The sequence below is a fragment of the Hymenobacter sublimis genome, from assembly GCF_023101345.1.
GTDB lineage: Bacteria > Bacteroidota > Bacteroidia > Cytophagales > Hymenobacteraceae > Hymenobacter > Hymenobacter sublimis.
In genome coordinates this window covers 1300107-1319699 of the sequence record NZ_CP095848.1, presented here as the reverse complement: position 1 = coordinate 1319699, position 19593 = coordinate 1300107, and the positions used below count along the sequence as shown (strand labels likewise).

Sequence of the window (19593 nt, the reverse complement as noted above, 5' to 3'; positions counted from 1 at the left end):
GCAGTTACGGCCACTGCTAGCGGGTATTATGTTGCAGCAGCCCTTCCTTAGAGGCCAGGAAAAAAGAGTCGCGCACAATGGCCCCGAAGGAGCTTTCCTCGAAAGCCAGCTCCGTATCGGGGTCGGGCCAAAAGCTACGGACGAGGTCCTGCTCCAGCAAACTGCGCAAGTGGCGCTCTAGCTCGGCGGGTGCCAGGCCGGTTTTGCGGCTTAGCTCGGCGAAGGGCGTGACGAAGTACAGTTCGTCCAGGATATCAAATTCAGCGTCGGTCACGGAGAAAGGCAGGTGGTTGTGCTCAGCAAAGGTAGCTTCCGGAAGGCTTAGGTAGGTAGCGGGAAGGAATGTCCCCGTCTAAAGTGCTACAGAGTACTTTTTACTTGACTGTCATTCCGACCGCAGGGAGGAATCTGAGTTACTCACAAGAAGCTAACCCAGACTCCTCCTTGTAGTCGGAATGACAGCTTTAGAGAGTTTGCTGTCTGGGTCACTACCCTTTTGGAGCAGTAAAGTACTTTACTAAGTAGCTAGTCCTGTGGCCCAGTCACTGCTTGTTACTCTTGGTACTCGACATAGGCCACAATGGCTTTGATTTCCTGGTCGGAGAGCTGGAAGCTGGGCATCTGTTGCTTCTGGTACTGGTTAAATATTTTCACGGCGTACTCGTCCTCGCTGGCTACCATTTTGCTGGAGTTCTTTACCCAGGCAGTAATCCAGGACAGGGGCCGGCGCTTGCTCAGGCCTGCCAGGGCCGGACCTACTACTACCTCGTTGATGGCGTGGCACTGGGCGCAGTTGCTTTCGAAGAGGGCAGTGCCGGCCAAAAGTGTTGCTTCTTGTTCAGGTAGCAAGCCTGCGCTTACTATGGTGGCAGAGTCAACCGTTCCCATTGGAGAATCCATAACACCACAGCCGCCGCCGACCTGCGTAGTTGCGGATTCACTCGCATTAGTGCCTGGGCTATCTAGCAGTCCGCTCACCGACAGTCCGAAGACCATAATCGTACAGAAAATCAGCACTAAACTCGCCGGCATCACAATTTCTAACCACGTCTTATTCATACGAAATGGGAATAGATGATGAAACAAAAAGTATAGAATAAGTACGCCCCGAAATGCCGTAAATGCAAGCGAAAATGCAGTTTTTACGTACTTAAAAGCACGCGCAAACTGCTCTAAGGCGAGGTAGCTTTTCGCCCCTTCCACTCGTAGCTGCCGCGCAGGCCCAGCAGACCCGTGGCCAGGGCGTACGGCCCATACGCCAGCTGCAGCACGGGCACCCACCATAGCCACTGCGGCCGCCCCAGAAACCGCAGCACCGGCCGCAAAAACACCACATCGGCCAGGAGCTTGAGGGCCCAGGCAGCTACCACGGCAGTTCCAGGCGCTACGCCTAGCAGCCACAGCCCCGCCCCTACCGGAAACGTGAGGTTGCTGAGCAGCACCAGCACCGCCAAGCGCCGGGGGGCCGCAGCTTGATAGTGGCGCCACTTGCTGGCCCAGCGCACCCGCTGCCGTAGCAGCAGGCGCACAGTGGGCTGGGCGGCGGTTTGTACCACGGCGCCTTCCTGACGCAGAAACCGGATGCTACCCGGAAAAGCCGCGTGCAGCTTATGAAGCAGAAATTCGTCGTCGCCGCTGGGCACAGCCTCGTTGCCCCGAAATCCGTCCACGGCGAAAAAGTCGGCGCGGCGGTAAGCCAGGTTAGCCCCGTTGCACATGGTGGGCTGCTCCCAACCGATAGACGCGGCCCCTACCCCTACAAGTCCCGCCAGCTCCAGCCCCTGCAAAGTAGCCAGCCAGCCCCGGCCCGTGAGCAGCACCGGCCCACTGATAAAGCGCGCGTCGGCATCCTGGGCCACTAGCTCGGCGTAAGTCCGGACCCACCCGGCGGGCACGCGGCAGTCGGCATCGGTGAAGAGCAGCCACGGGGCACGGGCCGCTTGAATACCGGTTTGTACCGCGGCCTTTTTGCCGGTAGGGGCACTGGGCTGACTGGCTAACTGTAGCACTCGCACCGGAAACGGCAAGTTGGCGGCCGCTTCAGCAACCACCTGGGCGGTAGCATCGGTAGAATGATCATCAATGATGAGCACCTCAAAGCCGCCCGCTACGGGCAGTTGCTGGCTTAAGTCGTGCAGCAACCAGGGCAGATTCGCGGCTTCGTTGCGAGCTGCTACCAGCACGGAAAAGGCAGGCGTGGCCGCAGCTTCTCCGTCTACTGCACTCGTGGGCGCGGCTTGCTTGCGGGCCTCTGAGGGTTTTTCAGCTACCTTTTCGGTATCTGAGGAGAGGCGGTGCCGCCAGGCTTGCCGGTACTGCAGCATCTGCCGGAGGTAGACGCCATTCACGCCGAGCAGGGCCAGCGCGGTAGCCCAGGCAACCCCAGGCATCAGGAGGCTACCGGCGCGGGCCGGCTTTTCTGGCGTTTTCGCAGCACCTTCATCCGCAACACAAAAAACAGCCCGATGGCGCTGGGCACGGCAATATTGAGCACCCACAAGCTCAGACTGGCGCTGAGCACTGGCAGTACCGGCTCGCCCAGCAACCCAAACAAATGGGTGGCCGACAGCTCCCGCACGCCCACATCGGCCAGGGCATTCAGGGAGGGCACCAACGACTTCAGCAGAAAGGTGCCGGCCACGGCCGCCGCCGAAGGCCCCAGCGGTGCCCGCACCCCATACGCCAGCAGCAGCAGCCCAAACTGCGCGCAGAATACGGCGTAGCGCAGGCTAGAAATCAGCAGCACGGCCGTAAGGGCGCGGGCCGGGTAGGTAGGCATAACGGCCAGAAACCTACTGAAGCGCCGCAACGGCCCCACGGCCTGCACGGCCGCCACCAGGAGCTGCGAGTAGTATAGGGGTAGCAACACGGCCGCATTCAATGCAATAGTAGCCGCCACTACCCCCAGTTGCGCCGCCGGGTAGCCCGCTAGGTAAAACCGCAGCAGAAAGTACAAAAGCCCCACCGAGCCCGCCACCACAGTAGCCACTAGCTGGCAGTAGCGCCCCAGAAACACGGCGCCCAGCGCATCCAGCCGCCGACTTTTCAGCTCCATGATGCGGCCGGCGTAGTCGCCTACCCGGTTGGGCGTCACGAACCCCAGGGTGAGGCCTACCAGCACGGCCCGGAAGCTGCGCCGGAAGGAAACGGGCTCCAAGTGCCGGGCCAGTCGCCACCACTTCCAGGCTTCCAGGCCCCAGTTGAGAGGCATTAGCAGCAAGGCTAGCAGCACCGGGCCCCGGCCTTCGCCGCTGAGGGTGCGCGTGAGCAGCCCGCGCCAGGCCGCCGCCGTGGCTTCATCGGCCACTACGGAGTGCCAGAGCAGCCCCAACGTGAGCAGGGTAATACCTAGTTTGCCCGCCACTACCAAGCCACGCCGCCGGGGCGCGGGTTCTTCCGGCTTTTGGACGTAGTTTTGTAGGTGGGGCGCAGACAAGTGGGCAGCAGGTTGGTTTGCCTTGGCAAGTTACCGACGAAAATCTACGCTACTCTGCCTATCTTCTCGCCTCCCTGTAACGCGCTATGATTCTACCCCTTGCCTCTGCTGATCTGCTGCCCAAAGTCATTATGGGCGTCGACCCCGGCACCCAAATTATGGGCTACGCCGTGATTGAGGTACAGGGCCAGCGCGTCACGGTGCTGCGCTACGATGTCATCGACATGAAGAAGCTGGGTACCAACCACGCCCTTAAGCTCAAGAAGATTTTTGAGCGGATGACGGAGCTAATCGAGGAGTTTCTGCCCGACGAGCTAGCCATTGAAGCGCCCTTTTTCGGGGTGAACGTGCAAAGCATGCTGAAGCTAGGTCGGGCCCAGGGTGTGGCCATTGCTGCCTGCCTTTCCCGCCAGATTCCCTACGTGGAGTACGCCCCCACCAAAGTAAAGCAGTCGGTAACGGGCTCTGGTAACGCCACCAAAGAGCAGGTAGCCCATATGCTCCGCCAAACCCTGCAGCTGCCCCCCATCGAGGAAGCCCCTAAGTTCCTGGACGCCACCGATGCCCTAGCCGTGGCCCTGTGCCACCACTACCAAAAGGGCAACAACGTGAAAGCTGGCGGCAAAAGCTGGGGCAAGTTCCTGGCCGACAACCCCAGCAAGCTAGCCGCCCCCGTAGCCGGCAAAAAGGTAGCGGTGGCTAAGAAGAAGCCAGCAGCGTAGGAGGCAGTCCAGTTCATGTAAGTTAACTTACCAGACAGGTGCATTAGGCTGGACACATCTAAACGCTCACCCAATCTTCTGTTTCCCGGTGTCGACCAAGTTTAATAGTATCGAACTCATCCATATGCCCTGTTGCAATCACCCCAAGCTCTCGTAGCATACTGTTGATTGCACTAGGTGCTATACTGCGCTGTCCAGCTTGCCAAAGTAAGGAGGCTTGACCACCTCGCCCCCCGAAATAGTCTGCTTCTAAATAGCCGAAGTGCGTGGGTCCGAGTAGTGCGAGTACCCGCTCTTCCATAAGGCGAGTAAGGCAACCAAATGGCATAATTTCTTCTGAAGGGCTAAACATATTAAGCTCATCGAAAAAAACCTCCGTTATTGGAATGAGCGAGAGACCTTGTCCTACCTCGACGAGCACCGCATGGTCATACTGAGTAGCTAGCGGTTGTAAGTCGTGGGTATGACCAATGAAAGCGCGAAGCGAATAGCCCATAGGTCAACTAAGAAAGGGAAGTAAGTAGACAAAAGAAAAATTAACTTGGTGGGTTTAGCGGCTGTCTTCTTCAAAATAGTTATTAACATAATCGATGTTATACCTAATGTCCTAGAAAAGGGCTGAGTTTTCAGCCTTACAGAAAGCTCATACACCTTTGCATATTACCCATAAACAACCAATCACCTACCCCTCCATGCAACGCCGTCCTATCCGCTCTACCTCGCTGAAAGCCGTGGGCTACGATGCTGCTACCCTTACGCTGGAAATAGAGTATCGCCACGGCGGGCTGGTGCGCTACACGGGGGTGCCGGCTGCTATTTACGAGGCGCTGCTGCACATTCCGGGCAAGGCCATGTTCGTGGAGCAGGTAGTGGAGCGCGGCGGCTATTCCCGTGAGCAGGTACGCGGATAGCCGCTGCCGTTGAAGCCCTTACCCTAGCCTAGGTTTCTCTTTCGTATTTTGTGATGCGGCGTGAATGGGTCAACTCTGCTTATGCCGCGGGCGGTTGGGGTGGCTCGCGCAGTTCCAAGAGTCGGTCGGTGACTACAGCCAGAAGCATGCCCGCTACCGGCGCCACCAGGTACACCCAGAACGCCTCCAGATGCCCGCTGACGAGGGCCGGGGCCAGGGAGCGAGCCGGGTTCATGGAGGCCCCACTGAGCGGGCCGCCCACCAAGGCCTCTAGCGCCACGGTGGCACTAATGGTTAGGCCCACCAGCAGCCCTTGCTCATAGAAGCTGGACGTCACGCGCAGAATCACTAGCATCAGCCAGAAGCTCAGGAACAGCTCTACCCCGAAGGCCTGAGCCGCGCCGTGGGCCGGCAGGGTGGCCCCCAGCGTGGAGCCCGGCGTAGCTAACAGCCGGACCAGCCCGCTACCCACCACGGCCCCCACCACCTGCGCTGCTACGTAAGGCAGCACCCGCCCACCCGGAAAGCGCCCCGCTGCCCAGAAGCCCACCGTTACGGCCGGGTTGACGTGGGCCCCGCTCACGTGGCCCAGCCCCTGAATCAGGACCAGCACGACCAGCCCGAAAGCAGCGGCCACACCACCGTGACCCAGGGCCTGCGTTTGCTCATTTACCACCGCCGCCCCGGTGCCGAACACCAGCAGCACGGCCGTGCCCAAGGCCTCAGCCAGCAGGCAATGACGAAGCATGGTTCTCATACAGAAACGCCAAAAAAAGCACAAGTCGCCCACCGGTGGGCACGGAACGGAACGGGTTGGGGCATGGATAGTCGTTTGTTATGAGGATACCGCCTGGGGGCACCCCAGCCGTTACGAGTAGGCCGGAAGATAGACACCGGCGGAATAGCAACGGCAGAAATAAACGCCATTGAGCTGAACAGACAGCTAGTATAGCAGTTGCTAGCTGTAGGTGTACGCCACCTGCCGAGCCTTATGTAGGTAGCCACAGCCGAAGTTTGTCCGAGTTGCATCTTCGGCGACCTAATTTGCCGTATGTCTGCTCCAATGAAGAACTCAACCAAGTCCCTGTTGCTGCTGCTGGCGGTGCCGCTACTGGCCGCCGGCTCGCTCCCCCGCCGAGCCTTTCCAGGGCCCGCGGCCCACCCCCGCACCTTCCGGAACTCTCTCGCCGCCAGCGCCCCCGTGGACCACAGCCCTTATGAGCGGCTGCTGAAAAAACACGTCAATGGGCAAGGTTTGGTTAGCTACGTGGGCTTTAAGGCCGACGAGAAGGAATTCAACCAGTACCTGGCCCTACTCAGCAAGAACCCGCCGGCCGCCAGCTGGAGCAAGCCCGAGCAGATGGCCTACTGGATTAACGCCTACAATGCCTATACCATCCGCCTTATTCTGGACCATTACCCCCTGCAGAGCATCAAGGATATTGGCTCGAAAATCCAGATTCCGCTCGTGAATACGCCCTGGGCAGCTAAGTTCTTCAGCATTGGGGGCGAGAAGATGAGCCTCGACCACATTGAGCACAACATCCTGCGCAAGCAGTACGATGACCCGCGCATTCATTTCGCTTTGGTGTGCGCCTCTATTTCCTGCCCCCGTCTGCGCTCGGAGGCCTATACGGCCGCCCGGCTCGATAAGCAGCTCGACGACCAAGGCCGGGACTTTCTAAATAATAAGGCCAAAAATAAGGTCGGCAAAACAAAGTCCCAGCTTTCCAAATACTTCGATTGGTACAAGGGCGACTGGGAAAAGAACGGGCAGTCGGTGGCGAAATGGGTGAACCGGTACTCCGCCATCAAAATGAACGACAACGCGCAGATTTCTTACCTAGACTATAACTGGAACCTGAACAAGCAGTAATCAACTCTGCCCAGACCTCTTTCAAAGCCTTTCCTTCTACCTCTTTCGTCATATGAGCTACTTAGAAACCACCGCCGATGTGTACCGCCAGGCGGCCCAGGAGCCCCAGGTGGGGCTATGCTGCACCACCAACCCCGTGTGGCAGCTGCCCGGCCTGCGCATTCCGCAGCGCATGCTGTCCATGAACTACGGCTGCGGCAGCACCGTGAACCCGCGCGACCTGACGGGTAGCCCCACGGTGCTGTACGTGGGCGTGGGCGGCGGCATGGAGTTGCTGCAGTTTGCCTACTTCAGTCGGCGCCCGGGCGCGGTGATTGGCGTGGACGTGGTGCCGGAAATGCTGGAGGCTTCCCGCGCCAACATGCTGGAAGCGGAGGCTCAAAACGAGTGGTTTCGCCGCGAGTTTGTGGAGTTGCGGGCCGGCGACGCCCTGCACCTGCCCGTGCCCGACGAGAGCGTGGACGTAGCGGCCCAAAACTGCCTGTTCAATATCTTCAAGCTCGATGATTTGCGCCGCGCCCTGCAGGAAACCTACCGGGTGCTCAAGCCCCACGGTCGCCTCGTCATGTCGGACCCTACCTGCGAGCAGCCCATGAGCGAGGAACTACGCGCCGACGAGCGGCTGCGGGCCCTGTGCCTCACCGGCTCCTTACCCCTGCAGCAATACCTAGACCTGATTACCTCCGTGGGCTTTGGAACGATGGAAGTACGAGCCAAGCGCGCCTACCGGGTGCTCTCGCCCCAGCATTACGCTACCGAGGAGCTGATTTACATTGAAAGCGTGGAAGTGTGCGCCATTAAGGACCCCATGCCCGCTGATGGTCCCTGCATTTTTACCGGCCGCACCGCCATTTACTACGGCCCCGATGAGCTTTTCGACGACCAAAAAGGCCACACGCTACTGCAAAACCAACCCCTAGCCGTGTGCGACAAAACCGCCGGCGCCCTCCTGGCCCTGGGCCGCACTGATATTTTCGTGTCGCCCTCCACCTACTTCTACGACGGCGGCGGGTGCTGCTAGGCCGAAGCCGCCCAAAGCCCGGCACGACAAGCGGTAGAACTAGCGGCGCAATTGACTGCTTGAGTGGCAACAGGATGCCCTTTCTGCAAGTAGCAACCGCCTAGTATAGGCCATAAAGTATAACCTAAAGGTTTCAATTACAACAAGACCGTCATGCATTGGCTCCACCTTTGCATGGCGGCATTATTTGGCTCATTACCAAAACTTTAACTTGTTTTCGGTAGCTTTTTCAAACCGAAAAGCCCGGAGTTGTAGCTGCGTGAATTAGCTGCAACTCCGGGCTTTTGTGGTAGGTAGCAAATTGATGTGCGACTGGCTTACGCGGCGCCTATTTCAATTTCGCCTTTCAGGTAGGTCACGGCGTAGCCGCTCATCAGCACCCGGTTGCCACGCAGCTCACACCACAGGTCGCCGCCGCGGGCTGATACCTGGCGGGCGTGGAAAGTAGTTTTGTTTAGGCGCTCAGCCCAGTAGGGCACCAGGGTAGTGTGGGCCGAGCCGGTTACCGGGTCTTCGGGCACGCCCACGCGGGGTCCAAAAAAGCGCGACACAAAGTCAATACCGTTGGTGCCGGGGGCGGTGGCAATAACGGCGCGGTACTCCACTTTGGCTAGGTGGCCCATATCAGGGTGCAAGGCCCGCACTTCGGCTTCCGAGTTGAACACGCACACCAAATCGGGGCCGGCGTGCATGCTGAGCGGAGTAGCCCGCAATCCATCTAGCAGGCCATCGGGGTGGGTGCTGAAGGGCTGGGGCGGGCGAGCCGGAAAATCAAGAGTCAGCCGGCCTTCTGTGCCCTGACTTACGCGCAACGGACCGCTTTTCGAGTGAAACACAATTTCCGGGCCCTGAAAATTGAGGTGACGGTACAATACGTGTGCCGAGGCCAGGGTAGCGTGCCCGCACAGCTCTACTTCCACGGCGGGCGTAAACCAGCGGATCTCGTACTCATTGCCTGCTTTGGGCACGAAGAAGGCCGTTTCGGCCAGGTTGTTTTCGGCGGCAATGGCCTGCATGGTTTCAGCGGGCAGCCAGGCCGTGAGCGGGCATACGGCGGCCGGATTGCCGGCAAAGGGCCGGTCGGTAAAGGCATCGACTTGGTAGAGGGGCTGGAGCATGATGACGGCGAAGGGTAAAGGATGGTTCAGCAAAACAGATCAGACGCCGAAGCTACAGGTTCCGGCCTTAAATGCATGCCGGGGCCGTGCTAGGTAGGAGCTGCAGCCAGCCCAGAATATAGGATTCAGAAAATAATTAAACCACCACGCAACCCCGGTGCGGTGGAGCCGGTCATGGCTGCAGAACGCTAGCGTACGACATCCTACCCCTTTTATCCGCGGCTGCCTATGCCTGATCCTATTGACATATTATTGGAGGGATGCCGACGAGGAAACCCCGCGGCGCAACGGGCCTTGTACGAGCGGCTGAGCTACCAGTTGATGGGCGTATGCCTGCGCTATTGCCCTTCCCGGGCCGAAGCCGAGGATGCCCTCCAGCTCACGTTCGTCAAGGTTTTCACCCGCCTCGACCAGTTTCGGGGGCAGGGGCCTTTTGAAGCCTGGGCCCGGCGCATTGCCGTTACTACCTCCCTCAACCTCTGGCACCAGCACCAGCAGCGCGGCCCGCACACGGAGTATGAGGAAGCCGCCGACCTGCACCACCCGGATGGCACGCCCTTCGATCAACTCTCGGCGGAGGATGTGGTGCGGCTGATGAGTCAGCTGCCCCCGGGCTACCGCACTGTGCTGAACCTGTACGCCATTGAGGGCTACTCGCACGCCGAGATTGGGGAACTACTAGGCATTTCGGAAAACACCAGCAAATCCCAGCTTTCCCGGGCCCGCCGTCTGCTGGAAGAACGCCTGCTCCTGCAGGCTCATACGCCTCACTACAATGACTGAACACGAATCGGAAGACCTTTACCACGACTTACGCCGCAAACTGGAAGGCTACGGCAGCGCCCCCCCGGAAGGCCTCTGGGCCAGCATCCAGGAGCAGCTACCCGCCCAGCCCCGGCGCCGACGCCGGCCCCTGGTAGCCCTACTACTCTTGGCTACCGCCCTCATCTGCCTGACCCTGGGCACGCGTACCGGGCAACAATCCGCCCCGACGACAGTCCCTAGCGACAACTGGTTTACGCTCTTTCGAGGGAAAAAACAGCCTGCTGGCCGGGCTCAACCGGCAGCCCCTACTGCTTCTGGCGCTAAGGAAGCGTTCTTGAAATCGGGGCCCGTAGCGGCAGATGTGGCGCTGGCCGCTCCGGCAGCTATAAGCGCGGCCAAGACCGAGGTCGGGCAGTTGGCGGAGGAGGAGGCTTTTGCTAGTCTTACTGCTCCCCTCCGTCCGCTTCGCCGCCGCAACGGTCTGGTTCTGTGGCCTTCCCCCCGACCAGTGCCTGAGCCCATTCCCTACCCTGAAGGCAAGAAACTCGCTACACCACCAGCCACCACACCTGAGCAGGCTTCTGCTTCCCAGCGTAAAGCAGGGGTAGCTACCCTGTTCGGGAGCCGCATTGCTTCGGCGGCCCGCCCGCGCCGGGCTCCGTTTGCCCGCTATCGGGAGACGGCCGCGGTTAACCGGGAAACCTCCGCCCGCACAGTTGCTTCGAGCTTAACTGGCCGCTCTTCTGCCCCGGCTCGCCGAGGGGTAGCAGGTCAGCGCGCAGAAAACCGCCCCGCTTCTAAGCTTGGCTCGGGGCAGGATTTTGCGAAGCGGACGGCGCCAACCACCGCTGCCCGGATTAGCAACGAGCCGTTGGCTTTACTAGCGGTTCGCCCCCCAGCCTTCCCTCAAGATGAACCGGAGGTGCGGACCAAGCGCCGCCCCCGCGCCCGGCCTTCACGACGGGAACTGCTGCTGCGCGGTTGGAGCGCCCAACTGCTAGCCGGCACCGGGCTCACTTACCGGGCGGTGGGCAGCGGAGCCACGCAGCTAGAGCAGCTAGAGCGCCCAAGCATGGGCTTCTCGGCACAGGCCAGTGGTGCCTACGCCCTTACCCGCCAGCTTACTGTTTCGGCAGGGTTAGGCTACGCGGAGTATGCTACCGCCCTGCGCTACCAGCTCAGCAAGTCCGGCCAAGACAGCGCAGTGAGCCGGGCCATCAAGTTCCGCGACGTGTACCGGTTTATAACCGTGCCCCTGCAGGTTCAATACACCCTACAGGGCAACCACCGCTGGCGAGTGGGCGTGCTGGGTGGCGGCACAATGGCCCTGCTTACCGGCGCGCGCACCACGGAGGGCACCGCCTGTAACTGCTCGCAACGGCAGTGGCAACCTGGTGTGGGTATTACTAACCCTTTTGCGCGGACGAGCCTGCTGCTGAACGCCGGAGTTTTTGCCAACTACCAATTTGCTCCGGGTCAGTGGCTTACAATTCGACCGCAGGGCCAGCTGTTTTTGAACTCCCTCACTGAACAGGCCTCGGGGCGCGCCGCCCGCCGCCCCTGGAGCTTGGGCATCCAAGCGGGCTACTCCTGGGACCTAGACCCGCGCAAACGCTAATTCTTATATCCAATAACCCATCGTATTATGACTCAGCGTAAGAATTTCCTTTACTCGGCCCTGCTACTGGCGCTGCCGTTGCTCTCTGGCTGCAACTCCGGCTCCGACCTAATTATTTGTGAGGATGGCAGCACTCCCGCTCCCGGCCCGGGCACTCCGGCTAGCATTACGGAGGTGCTGACCCAGCTTGGCGCTCCTACCCAGCAGCTTACCTACGACCCCACCCGCCAAAATCAGTTTACCGGAGCCTTGGGCACTAGGGTAACCATTCCCGCCCGGGCCTTCGTGCGGGCCAATGGGCAGCCAGTTACCACGCCGGTGGCCCTGGAGCTGCGGGAAATATTCGGTAAGGCCGGCATGATTCTTAGCAACCGGCCTACGGTGGCCTACGGGCAACTGCTGGAATCGGCGGGCGAAGTGTACCTGCGGCCAGCCCAGGACTCTAGCCTGCGCCTCAGCCCCGGTACTACCATCCAGATTCAGACCCAGAACCCACCCAACCTGGCCAGTCGGGATTCTATGCGCCTGTTTGTGGCTCCCGTACCTGGCGCCACGGCCACCAACTGTTTTACCTGGTTCCTTAATTCGGATTCGCAATCTAGCCTGAGCCCCACGCCTACCGGCTACCAGCTTGAGATTGGGAAAGTGTTGTTTGATGCCGGCATTGGCTGGTTTAACTGCGACCGGTTCTATGGTACGCCCAGCCCCCAGCCCATTATAGTCGACGTGGCCGGCCCGGGCATCGATCCGCAGCAAAATACTATGGTGTTTGCTGCCTTCCGCTCCTTTAATGGCAGCGTGCGCGTCTGCGACTTTACGGCCCCCGGCACCTTCCGGACCAACGGGGCGCCGGCCGGCGCAGCCGTGAGCATAGTTGTTATTCAAACTGTTGGGGGCAAGCTCTACTATGGTCGTCAGGATGGCCTAATAGCGGCGGGCACCCGTTTCAGCCCAGTGCTCAAGGAAACTACCACGGCTGCCTTGGTAGCTGATTTAGCTACTCTATAATTCGTGCTAATTAGATTGTTGAATGCATTATTATGCCCGGCTGCTTCGGTAGCCGGGCTTTTTAGTGCGCCGCCAACGCAACTGCCGGCTACTTATTCACGCTGCTGCCGCACGCCACCAATGATGACCTCACGCACGGGGTTTTCGCCTAGCCAGTAAGGTATTTCCTCGGCCGTGGGTACGTTCAGCACCAGCATGTCGGCGCGCTTGCCGGGCTCCAGGCTGCCGCACTCTTCTTGCTGCCCGATGGCCCAGGCGGCATTGAGCGTAACCGCGGCCAGGGCCTCCCGAGGCGTCAGGCCCATTTTTAGGCAGGCTACCGACAAGGCCAGCCACAGGTTTTTGCTGGGACAGGAGCCGGGGTTAAAATCGGTGCTAATGGCAACTGGCAACCCGGCCTCAATAAACTGCCGGCCCGGCGCGTACTGCTCTTGGCGCAGAAACAGCGGCACCAGCGGCAGTAGCACGCCCACCGTGCGCCCCCCCGACAGGGCCGCTATGCGGGCGGCGCCGGCCGGCGTCAGGTAGTCGCAATGGTCTACGCTCACGGCGCCCAGGGCCGCGGCCATTTCGCAGCCACCCAGGTCATGCAGTTGCTCGGCGTGAATTTTCAGCCCAAAGCCCAACTCCCGGGCTCGCCGCAAGTAGCGGCGCGACTCATCCACGGAAAAAGCGCCCTGTTCGCAGAAAATGTCCACGAAGGGAATTTGGCGGGGGTCTAGCTGGGGTAGCACATCCGCTGCTAGCATGTTCAGGTACTCGGCGGGACGCCCGTGGTACTCGGGGCCGGGCACGTGGGCTCCCAGGAAGGTAGCCACCACCCGGGCGGGTTGCAACGTGGCGGCTTGCTGGGTTACCCGGAGCAGGCGAAGTTCGGTGGCCACGTCCAACCCGTAGCCGCTTTTGGCCTCTATGGTTGTGACGCCGTAGCGGCGGAAGCCGGCCAGGTGGTGGAGGGCATGGGCCAGCAGCTCGGCCTCAGAGGCGGCGCGAGTGGCACGCACCGTGCTCAGAATGCCGCCCCCGCCAGCCAGAATATCCAGGTACGACTCGCCCTGGAGCTTGCGCTGAAACTCCGCGGCCCGATTTCCGCCGAACACCAGGTGAGTGTGGCACTCCACTAGCCCGGGCATCACAACCCGGCCCTGGGCCTCCAACACTTCCGTTTCTGGCGTTACCTGCGTTTCATCTAGTTCTGCCATCGGCCCCAGGGCTACAATCCGGTTGTGGCGGCAGGCCACGTAGCCATCCGAAATGCTGCGCCACTCGCCCAGGTTCGCGCCCGCCAGGGGGCGGCTGGAGTCGGGTCCGGCCATGGTCAGCAGGTGGTGGCAATGGCGAATGAGCAAGGTGTAGGACATAGCCAGCCCGGAGTGTAGCGTGTGGTTAGTGAGCTAAATATGCACAGATCCTGACTGCCCCTGCCGGTTCAGCTTGCTCGCCGCTTCGGCGGGAGCCAGTTTGCTGAGTGTATGACTTTTACTAGCCAGATGGAATATTTCCCTTGTGAATTGTAAAAAATAACGTGGGAAATACGCATCCATTCCTGGGAAACTACAGTTTATAGTCCGTCTGTGCTTATCTTACTTACAGAGTAATGCATAAGCATTCAGCTACTTACTACTTTTCATACACCCTTGGTCCTTTCCCAAATGAAGAAAACCCTACTCTCCTTGTTCGTACTGCTGGGTGGCCATGCGGGCTGGGCGCAGCTACCCACCAATAGCTACGCAGTTACGGCTCCCTGCCCAGCCAGCGCGGGTAACCCCTCGGTGTTGCAGCAGGTAAATACCGATGGCTCCCTGACTCCCATCGGAACCGTACTAGACGGTACTACTCCCCTGATTTTGAACGCCCTGGGTTTCGATGATGCCAACCCAACGAGCCTCTACGCCATGAGCGTGCAGCAGCCCGTTACAATGGCCAATTTCGACACGCCCCCTACCCTGTACCAGGTGGCTCTTGGTACGGCGCAAGCCACCAGCCTGGGCACCGTGACCCCGCCGCCAACTCCTACCACGGGCCTATCGGCGGTGAGCTTCCCGGAATTTGAGGCGCGCACCATCCGTCAAACCTTCAACTTTATCGGCGACGGCGGGGCCAGCTCCGAGTACTACGTGGGCGGGGCCACGGCCCGGGTAATTGCCAACCTGTTCACGGGTGCCCTCCGAATTGCCGACCTGCGCCTGTACGTCGGGACGGTGCAGCTGGCGCCCTTCAGCACGGCCACGCCGGTCTGGCACACCCTAGACACCTCCGATCCCGCTACGGCCGCCGTGGTAGCCACGTACCAGGGCCAGGTGCAGGCCTACCTGACCAGCGGGGGCAGCGGCCCGGTACCGGAGGGCGGTATTCAGGATTGGGTATATGACGTGCGCACTGGTAACCTGGTTAGCTACCTGGGGCTAGAAGACAAGTTCCTGACCATTCGCAACCCCGCTACAGCTCCGGCTGGCACTACTACCATTCCCACTGCCCCCATTCCAACCCAGCAAAACATCGGCTCCATGTTCACGGACCGCGACGGCAACGTGTACGCCGTGGATGCTGACGGGGGCACTATTTATAAGATTGACCGCCTCACTGGCAACTATTCGGGCAGCTCCTACGGCTCCGCTTTCGGCTGCTCCCGCGGCGACGCCGTGAGCTTGCCCGGCGCCCTACCCTTGCCCGTTACCCTCGTTAGCTTCTCGGCGGCGCGCACGGGAAGCGGGGTGCAGCTGCGCTGGCAGACATCCAGCGAGCATTTGGCTGCTTACTTTGCCGTGGAACGCAGCGCCACGACCACCGACTGGCAGCCCGTAGCGCGGGTGAAGGCCAGCAACCGGCCCAGCGGCCAACGCTACACCGCCACCGACCCTCACCCCCTAGCCGGACGGGCCTACTACCGCCTGGCCATGCACGATGTGGATGGCAGCGTGGCCTACTCTTCGGTGCAGGTGGTAAGCACCGAAGCGCTGGCCGTAACCGCTTACCCCAACCCCGCCCGGGAAGAACTGCGGGTACAACTCCCAGCCCCGGAACTGCCCGGCACCCTGGACTTGCTCAACGCCCGCGGCCAAGTGGTGCGCCACGTACAATCTGGCGCGAGCAGCAACCCGGTGCAATTACTCACCCAAGGGCTGGCGCCCGGGCTGTACCTGCTGCGGGTGCAGCAGGCCGGCGTTACCAGCACCACCCGAGTAGTGTTGGCCGGCGCCGGTAACTAGCCCTTTCACCCTTTACTACCCCAAGCACTACGCCCGCGGTACTGCCGTGGGCGTAGTGCTTGAGTATGCTGTGGTAGGCAGTTACGCGGGCCGATGCATAACGAGGGAGTAAATAAGCGGCAGCTTGCCGGGCAGGGCCGCAAGTTGGAAGCGGCCGGGTGTGGTTTCCTGCATGCCGGCAAAGCAGTTATAAGGCGAAAAGTCGTACTCCTGAAAGTCGGCCAGCTCCACGCCCTGCCGGCGCAGGCTGCCCAGCACTTCGCCCAGGTCGTGGTTCCAGGATACGGATGGATTGGCGAGCGGTGCCCCGGGCTCGGCGTAGGTGCCAACGGTCGTTTCTTCGATGGTTTCCCGATTGAAGTAGCTGTACTCGACTCGCGTAAACTGGCTGTCGAACATCCAGACCACCGGGTGCATTTCCACTAGCAGCAACCGCCCCCCGGGCCGGAGGTAGCGGCTTACTACCGCCGCCCAGCGGTCCAAATCGGGGAGCCAGCCTAGTACGCCGTAGGTAGTGTACACCAGGTCGAAGCCGGGCTCGGAAGGCAAATGCGCCGGCAGGCTGTACACGTCGCAGCACACGAACTCGGCGGGCAGCTGCAAGTCGGCGGCCAAGTGGCGGGCGGCCTTTATTCCCTCGTCCGAAAGGTCGACGCCCGTTACGTGGGCCCCCAGCCGGGCCAGGGAAAGGGTATCTTGGCCGAAATGACATTGCAGGTGCAGCACGCGCTGCCCGCGTACGTCGCCTAGCAGGGCCAGCTCAATTTCCTTGAGCGAGGATTGGCCCTGCCGAAAGCCGGCTACATCGTAGAACTCGGAGCGCAGGTGGTACTCCGTTTTAGCGTTCCAGAGCCTGCGGTTAAGCTCCAGATAGGTAGGGTGGTCAGGCATGGGGGCAAGATACAGGCTTTACTTTGCCTCGGAACTACCGCAGCCCTCCCACAGGGTAGCCGGTTGGTGCGCTGATACTGCGGTTTTTCGGCGTCCTTCTTGTCCTGGTCAAGGCAGTAGTCCGTACTGCTGATTCAACCCCTCCTGTTCCATGCTTGCTCCTACCACCGCGCCCCTCATCCTGACGCTCACGCTTGATGCTGCTGCGCAAGTCCACTTCAATGAGTTGCGCCAGCTGCACTTCCCGCCCGAGCGCAACTACCTGCACGCCCACGTCACCCTGTTTCACCACCTGCCGGGCCCTGAGGCCCCCGCCATTGCTGCTTACTTGGCGCAGGTAGCGGCCCGCTCTCCCGTGCTGCCCCTGCAGGTTACGGGCCTGCGGTTTCTGGGGCGCGGGGTAGCGTATGAGTTGCAGAACCCCGACTTGCAGCACCTGCACAAGCAGCTGCAAACTACCTGGGCCGCCTGGCTGACACCCCAGGACCAGCAACGCCTCAAGCCCCACGTAACGGTACAAAACAAGGTAGACCCCGCCGTAGCCCGCGCCCTGCACCAAGAACTAGCGGCGCAGTTCGTCCCGTTCGAAGCCACGGGCATCGGCCTCACGTTGTGGGCCTACCAGAACGGCCCCTGGCAGCAGTTGGCGCAGTTTGCTTTTACAGAGTAAGCACTGCTCGGCGCGCAAGTTTGCTAGAAAATGGCCGACAAAAGGCTCAGACTGTCAGGGCCACGCGCAACGAGGCCCAGTGGATGTAGCGGCAAAGCCGGAGCTTTTTCCTTGCAGCGGCACCTGCTTATTTCTTGCGGGCCGTGATGGTGTGGGTCAGGGCTTTGAACTGAGCCAGGGCAGTTTCGAAGTCCTGCCGGGCCACGCCCTGCATGGCCACCGCCGTGCTACCAATAATGCTGACCTGTTGGTACACCAGCACCCGCTGACCCTGTAACTGGGCAAAACCCTCGGTTTCGTAGGTAACCAGCTCGTTTACTTTAGTGGAGGACATTTTGCGCGCCGAGTAGCCCGTGAGGCCAGCCCGACGGGCCAGGGCCTGCTGGCTGATATCGGCGGCGGTGAGCGACGGGTTGTAGGGCAGGGTAGTAATCGTTACCACGGGCTCGGTGCCGTAGTCGGCGCGGCGCTGCCCACCCAGCGCGTAGATGTACTGCCCATTTTGGGCTCCCGCTAGGGCAAACGGCGACTTTTTCTCTTCCAGGGCAAATACCGCGTTGGCAAGGGAAGTAGCGCCAGCCGAACCGTCCTTCTGGTAGGTGGCCGTGAGTAGGCTGCGGCGCAGGGCCGTAGCCGTGGCCGTATCGGCGGCGGGGTAGCGCGCATCCAGCAGCACCGCGAAGGTGGAGTCGCCGAAGAGGAGCTGGGCTGATTCCTGGGCCGCCCCGAGTTGCACCCGCACCAGTCGGGCCGGGTAGGTGCCCGCTACTTCCCGAAAGTCGAGCACCTTGCCGCCCCGGGCTTCAAACCGCGCCGGGTTGAAGCCGGCAGCTTGGCGGTAATAGTTACTGCCCTTCAAATCATACACCTGCAACACGGCCCCGCCCCGCCGGAAGCCCGACAAGCCCGCCGCGGGCGTGAAGCCGGGCGGGGGAGTCAGCCATACTTGGGTACCTGCTACCGCCCGGGCCGGGCCAGAGCCTTGAGCCGGGCTGACGAGTGGCACAGTCAGCGAACTAAGCAGCCAGAGAATACGCGGGGTAGCAAACAGAGTCATACGCACGAGGAGGCCCGCAACCCAGCCACCAGCGGCGCGGCCTGGGCCCACAGCCCGCAAGGTAGGCAGGAAACCGGGGCCATGCGCGCCGCGCCAACGCGGCGTCCCTCAGCTAGGCAGTAAAAGAAGCGGACGCCCCGCCCCCACCTGAAACTCCCGCAGCAGCAGCCACAAGGCCGCATCGGTGACGGTGTGCATGCACGGAATGGTCTCGTCGCCTACCCCGCCGCCGGGCTGGCTTACGTCGTCCACCAGGCCCATGGTCCAGCAGGCAAACTGCCGGTGCGAGATGGGGCCATCGGCCAGCACCTGCACGCCGGTGTGGCGGCAATCCGCCTCAATGCGGTTGAAGACGGCTGCTATGGCCGCCGGCGTCCCTTCCAGTACCCCCAAAAACCGGTTGCCATCGTGCAACAACACGCCCGTAATATCGGCCTGCTGGTTATGAGAGCGGCATTGTTCCAGTAATCTGCCTAACTCCGACGCCGAAAGTCGGGCCACAACGTTACTTTGATAAATAAGATGATGAAGTAAACTCATGGGAGAGAATAGGAATGTTCTTTAACCGAGCAACATTGTCCTAAAAAATACGCACTGAGTGCTACTGCAGTCGACTTGTTTTCATCCCTATTTGATTTCCCAGCTTCCTAATTTGGGCCGGCAAAATCCAACCATCCTGTTTTTCTCCTGACACCTATGCAAGCCCTGCTGCTAATTGATATCCAAAACGATTTTCTGCCCGGTGGCTCCCTGGCCGTGGCAGGTGGCCACGAAATTCTGTCAGTAGTAAATCAACTGCAGAACCAGTACGAGCTGGTGGTAGCCACCCAGGATTGGCACCCCGCTGACCATCAAAGCTTTGCCAGCCAGCATCCCGGCCGCCACCCCTTCGAGCACATTGACCTGCACGGGCTACCCCAAACCCTCTGGCCCGACCATTGCGTGCAGGGCACGGCTGGTGCCGAGTTCAGCCCAGGTCTGAACCAGCACCGCATTGAGGCCATCTTCCGCAAGGGCACGAACCCGGAAATTGACTCCTACAGCGGCTTTTTCGACAACGGCCACCGCAAGAGCACCGGCCTGGCCGACTACCTGCGCGGCCGCGGCGTACGGGAAGTGCACGTGTGTGGACTCGCCGCTGATTACTGCGTTAACTTTTCGGCCCTCGACGCCTTGCAGGAGGGTTTTGCCGTGACGTTTCTGGAAGCAGCTACCCGCGCTATTTCCCCCGAAGGATACGCCCAGGCCCGGCAGGAGCTGGTGCGGCGCGGGGCCCGCATGAGCTAGGCGC

At 60.9% G+C, this 19593-nt stretch carries 21 protein-coding genes; 10 read left to right on the top strand and 11 right to left on the bottom strand.

Features of this window, described 5'->3' with window-relative positions; translation table 11 throughout:
• Positions 1–16: 16 nt before the first annotated feature.
• From MWH26_RS05590 to MWH26_RS05575, 4 genes are all read right to left on the bottom strand, one after another.
• Positions 17–274 (bottom strand): helix-turn-helix domain-containing protein, encoded by a 258-nt coding sequence (locus MWH26_RS05590; protein ID WP_247976412.1) that lies wholly within the window; start codon positions 272–274, stop codon positions 17–19.
• Between the two features lie 278 nt (positions 275–552).
• Complete coding sequence (locus MWH26_RS05585; protein ID WP_247976411.1) at positions 553–822, bottom strand: c-type cytochrome; 270 nt, start codon at positions 820–822, stop codon at positions 553–555.
• Between the two features lie 350 nt (positions 823–1172).
• On the bottom strand, positions 1173–2390 hold the full coding sequence (locus tag MWH26_RS05580) for a glycosyltransferase (protein WP_247976410.1): 1218 nt from the start codon (positions 2388–2390) through the stop codon (positions 1173–1175).
• Positions 2390–3436 (bottom strand): lysylphosphatidylglycerol synthase transmembrane domain-containing protein, encoded by a 1047-nt coding sequence (locus tag MWH26_RS05575; protein ID WP_247976409.1) that lies wholly within the window; start codon positions 3434–3436, stop codon positions 2390–2392. The genes MWH26_RS05580 and MWH26_RS05575 overlap by 1 nt, the downstream gene beginning before the upstream one ends.
• An 86-nt stretch (positions 3437–3522) precedes the next feature.
• Between MWH26_RS05575 and ruvC the strand changes: the two genes are divergently transcribed.
• Positions 3523–4158: a crossover junction endodeoxyribonuclease RuvC gene (ruvC, locus tag MWH26_RS05570; RefSeq protein WP_247976408.1), complete on the top strand. Its 636-nt coding sequence runs from the start codon at positions 3523–3525 to the stop codon at positions 4156–4158.
• Between the two features lie 58 nt (positions 4159–4216).
• On the opposite strand, the gene MWH26_RS05565 is transcribed toward ruvC, so the two are convergent.
• A complete protein-coding gene (locus tag MWH26_RS05565) occupies positions 4217–4654 on the bottom strand; it encodes a hypothetical protein (RefSeq protein WP_247976407.1) in 438 nt (145 codons plus the stop codon).
• Positions 4655–4850: 196 nt separating this feature from the next.
• Between MWH26_RS05565 and MWH26_RS05560 the strand changes: the two genes are divergently transcribed.
• Positions 4851–5069 carry a KTSC domain-containing protein gene (locus tag MWH26_RS05560; RefSeq protein WP_247976406.1) on the top strand — a complete coding sequence of 73 codons (219 nt, stop codon included), beginning with the start codon at positions 4851–4853 and terminating at the stop codon, positions 5067–5069.
• Between the two features lie 79 nt (positions 5070–5148).
• Here the strand turns inward: MWH26_RS05560 and MWH26_RS05555 are convergent, their stop codons facing one another.
• Complete coding sequence (locus tag MWH26_RS05555; RefSeq protein ID WP_247976405.1) at positions 5149–5826, bottom strand: MIP/aquaporin family protein; 678 nt, start codon at positions 5824–5826, stop codon at positions 5149–5151.
• Positions 5827–6132: 306 nt separating this feature from the next.
• Between MWH26_RS05555 and MWH26_RS05550 the strand changes: the two genes are divergently transcribed.
• Positions 6133–6945 (top strand): DUF547 domain-containing protein, encoded by an 813-nt coding sequence (locus MWH26_RS05550; RefSeq protein ID WP_247976404.1) that lies wholly within the window; start codon positions 6133–6135, stop codon positions 6943–6945.
• A gap of 52 nt (positions 6946–6997) precedes the next feature.
• Positions 6998–7966, top strand: a complete 969-nt coding sequence (arsM, locus tag MWH26_RS05545; RefSeq protein ID WP_247976403.1) for an arsenosugar biosynthesis arsenite methyltransferase ArsM — start codon at positions 6998–7000, stop codon at positions 7964–7966.
• Positions 7967–8283: 317 nt separating this feature from the next.
• On the opposite strand, the gene MWH26_RS05540 is transcribed toward arsM, so the two are convergent.
• Positions 8284–9084 (bottom strand): PhzF family protein, encoded by an 801-nt coding sequence (locus tag MWH26_RS05540; protein WP_247976402.1) that lies wholly within the window; start codon positions 9082–9084, stop codon positions 8284–8286.
• A gap of 228 nt (positions 9085–9312) precedes the next feature.
• Here MWH26_RS05540 and MWH26_RS05535 point away from each other — a divergent pair, with 228 nt between their 5' ends.
• Genes MWH26_RS05535 through MWH26_RS05525 form a run of 3 tightly spaced genes read left to right on the top strand, consistent with a single transcriptional unit; the run spans position 9313 to position 12475 of the window.
• On the top strand, positions 9313–9867 hold the full coding sequence (locus tag MWH26_RS05535; protein WP_247976401.1) for an RNA polymerase sigma factor: 555 nt from the start codon (positions 9313–9315) through the stop codon (positions 9865–9867).
• Positions 9860–11467: a porin family protein gene (locus tag MWH26_RS05530; protein ID WP_247976400.1), complete on the top strand. Its 1608-nt coding sequence runs from the start codon at positions 9860–9862 to the stop codon at positions 11465–11467. The genes MWH26_RS05535 and MWH26_RS05530 overlap by 8 nt, the downstream gene beginning before the upstream one ends.
• Before the next feature lie 27 nt (positions 11468–11494).
• Positions 11495–12475, top strand: a complete 981-nt coding sequence (locus MWH26_RS05525) for a hypothetical protein (protein WP_247976399.1) — start codon at positions 11495–11497, stop codon at positions 12473–12475.
• Positions 12476–12567: 92 nt separating this feature from the next.
• Here MWH26_RS05525 and hutI read toward each other — a convergent pair whose 3' ends face one another.
• Complete coding sequence (gene hutI / locus MWH26_RS05520) at positions 12568–13836, bottom strand: imidazolonepropionase (RefSeq protein WP_247976398.1); 1269 nt, start codon at positions 13834–13836, stop codon at positions 12568–12570.
• A gap of 291 nt (positions 13837–14127) precedes the next feature.
• Between hutI and MWH26_RS05515 the strand changes: the two genes are divergently transcribed.
• Complete coding sequence (locus MWH26_RS05515; RefSeq protein ID WP_247976397.1) at positions 14128–15684, top strand: T9SS type A sorting domain-containing protein; 1557 nt, start codon at positions 14128–14130, stop codon at positions 15682–15684.
• An 81-nt stretch (positions 15685–15765) separates the two neighbouring features.
• On the opposite strand, the gene MWH26_RS05510 is transcribed toward MWH26_RS05515, so the two are convergent.
• A complete protein-coding gene (locus tag MWH26_RS05510; protein WP_247976396.1) occupies positions 15766–16575 on the bottom strand; it encodes a class I SAM-dependent methyltransferase in 810 nt (269 codons plus the stop codon).
• Positions 16576–16726: 151 nt separating this feature from the next.
• Between MWH26_RS05510 and MWH26_RS05505 the strand changes: the two genes are divergently transcribed.
• Positions 16727–17245 (top strand): 2'-5' RNA ligase family protein, encoded by a 519-nt coding sequence (locus MWH26_RS05505; protein ID WP_247976395.1) that lies wholly within the window; start codon positions 16727–16729, stop codon positions 17243–17245.
• Positions 17246–17372: 127 nt separating this feature from the next.
• Here MWH26_RS05505 and MWH26_RS05500 read toward each other — a convergent pair whose 3' ends face one another.
• Together MWH26_RS05500 and MWH26_RS05495 are read right to left on the bottom strand one after the other, a co-directional pair.
• Complete coding sequence (locus MWH26_RS05500) at positions 17373–18302, bottom strand: hypothetical protein (protein WP_247976394.1); 930 nt, start codon at positions 18300–18302, stop codon at positions 17373–17375.
• Between the two features lie 108 nt (positions 18303–18410).
• On the bottom strand, positions 18411–18842 hold the full coding sequence (locus MWH26_RS05495; RefSeq protein WP_247976393.1) for a BLUF domain-containing protein: 432 nt from the start codon (positions 18840–18842) through the stop codon (positions 18411–18413).
• Positions 18843–18998: 156 nt separating this feature from the next.
• Between MWH26_RS05495 and pncA the strand changes: the two genes are divergently transcribed.
• Entirely contained in the window at positions 18999–19589 is a 591-nt protein-coding gene (pncA, locus tag MWH26_RS05490; protein ID WP_247976392.1) for a bifunctional nicotinamidase/pyrazinamidase, read from the top strand.
• Positions 19590–19593 lie beyond the last annotated feature (4 nt).

What these genes read in the sequence shown, in the direction of transcription:
- MWH26_RS05580 (WP_247976410.1), bottom strand. Translation starts at nt 2,390, where the DNA reads ATGCCTGGGGTTGCCTGGGCTACCGCGCTGGCCCTGCTCGGCGTGAAT.
- ruvC (WP_247976408.1), top strand. Translation starts at nt 3,523, where the DNA reads ATGATTCTACCCCTTGCCTCTGCTGATCTGCTGCCCAAAGTCATTATG.
- MWH26_RS05565 (WP_247976407.1), bottom strand. Translation starts at nt 4,654, where the DNA reads ATGGGCTATTCGCTTCGCGCTTTCATTGGTCATACCCACGACTTACAA.
- MWH26_RS05560 (WP_247976406.1), top strand. Translation starts at nt 4,851, where the DNA reads ATGCAACGCCGTCCTATCCGCTCTACCTCGCTGAAAGCCGTGGGCTAC.
- MWH26_RS05555 (WP_247976405.1), bottom strand. Translation starts at nt 5,826, where the DNA reads ATGAGAACCATGCTTCGTCATTGCCTGCTGGCTGAGGCCTTGGGCACG.
- MWH26_RS05550 (WP_247976404.1), top strand. Translation starts at nt 6,133, where the DNA reads ATGAAGAACTCAACCAAGTCCCTGTTGCTGCTGCTGGCGGTGCCGCTA.
- arsM (WP_247976403.1), top strand. Translation starts at nt 6,998, where the DNA reads ATGAGCTACTTAGAAACCACCGCCGATGTGTACCGCCAGGCGGCCCAG.
- MWH26_RS05540 (WP_247976402.1), bottom strand. Translation starts at nt 9,084, where the DNA reads ATGCTCCAGCCCCTCTACCAAGTCGATGCCTTTACCGACCGGCCCTTT.
- MWH26_RS05535 (WP_247976401.1), top strand. Translation starts at nt 9,313, where the DNA reads ATGCCTGATCCTATTGACATATTATTGGAGGGATGCCGACGAGGAAAC.
- MWH26_RS05530 (WP_247976400.1), top strand. Translation starts at nt 9,860, where the DNA reads ATGACTGAACACGAATCGGAAGACCTTTACCACGACTTACGCCGCAAA.
- MWH26_RS05525 (WP_247976399.1), top strand. Translation starts at nt 11,495, where the DNA reads ATGACTCAGCGTAAGAATTTCCTTTACTCGGCCCTGCTACTGGCGCTG.
- hutI (WP_247976398.1), bottom strand. Translation starts at nt 13,836, where the DNA reads ATGTCCTACACCTTGCTCATTCGCCATTGCCACCACCTGCTGACCATG.
- MWH26_RS05515 (WP_247976397.1), top strand. Translation starts at nt 14,128, where the DNA reads ATGAAGAAAACCCTACTCTCCTTGTTCGTACTGCTGGGTGGCCATGCG.
- MWH26_RS05510 (WP_247976396.1), bottom strand. Translation starts at nt 16,575, where the DNA reads ATGCCTGACCACCCTACCTATCTGGAGCTTAACCGCAGGCTCTGGAAC.
- MWH26_RS05505 (WP_247976395.1), top strand. Translation starts at nt 16,727, where the DNA reads ATGCTTGCTCCTACCACCGCGCCCCTCATCCTGACGCTCACGCTTGAT.
- MWH26_RS05500 (WP_247976394.1), bottom strand. Translation starts at nt 18,302, where the DNA reads ATGACTCTGTTTGCTACCCCGCGTATTCTCTGGCTGCTTAGTTCGCTG.
- MWH26_RS05495 (WP_247976393.1), bottom strand. Translation starts at nt 18,842, where the DNA reads ATGAGTTTACTTCATCATCTTATTTATCAAAGTAACGTTGTGGCCCGA.
- pncA (WP_247976392.1), top strand. Translation starts at nt 18,999, where the DNA reads ATGCAAGCCCTGCTGCTAATTGATATCCAAAACGATTTTCTGCCCGGT.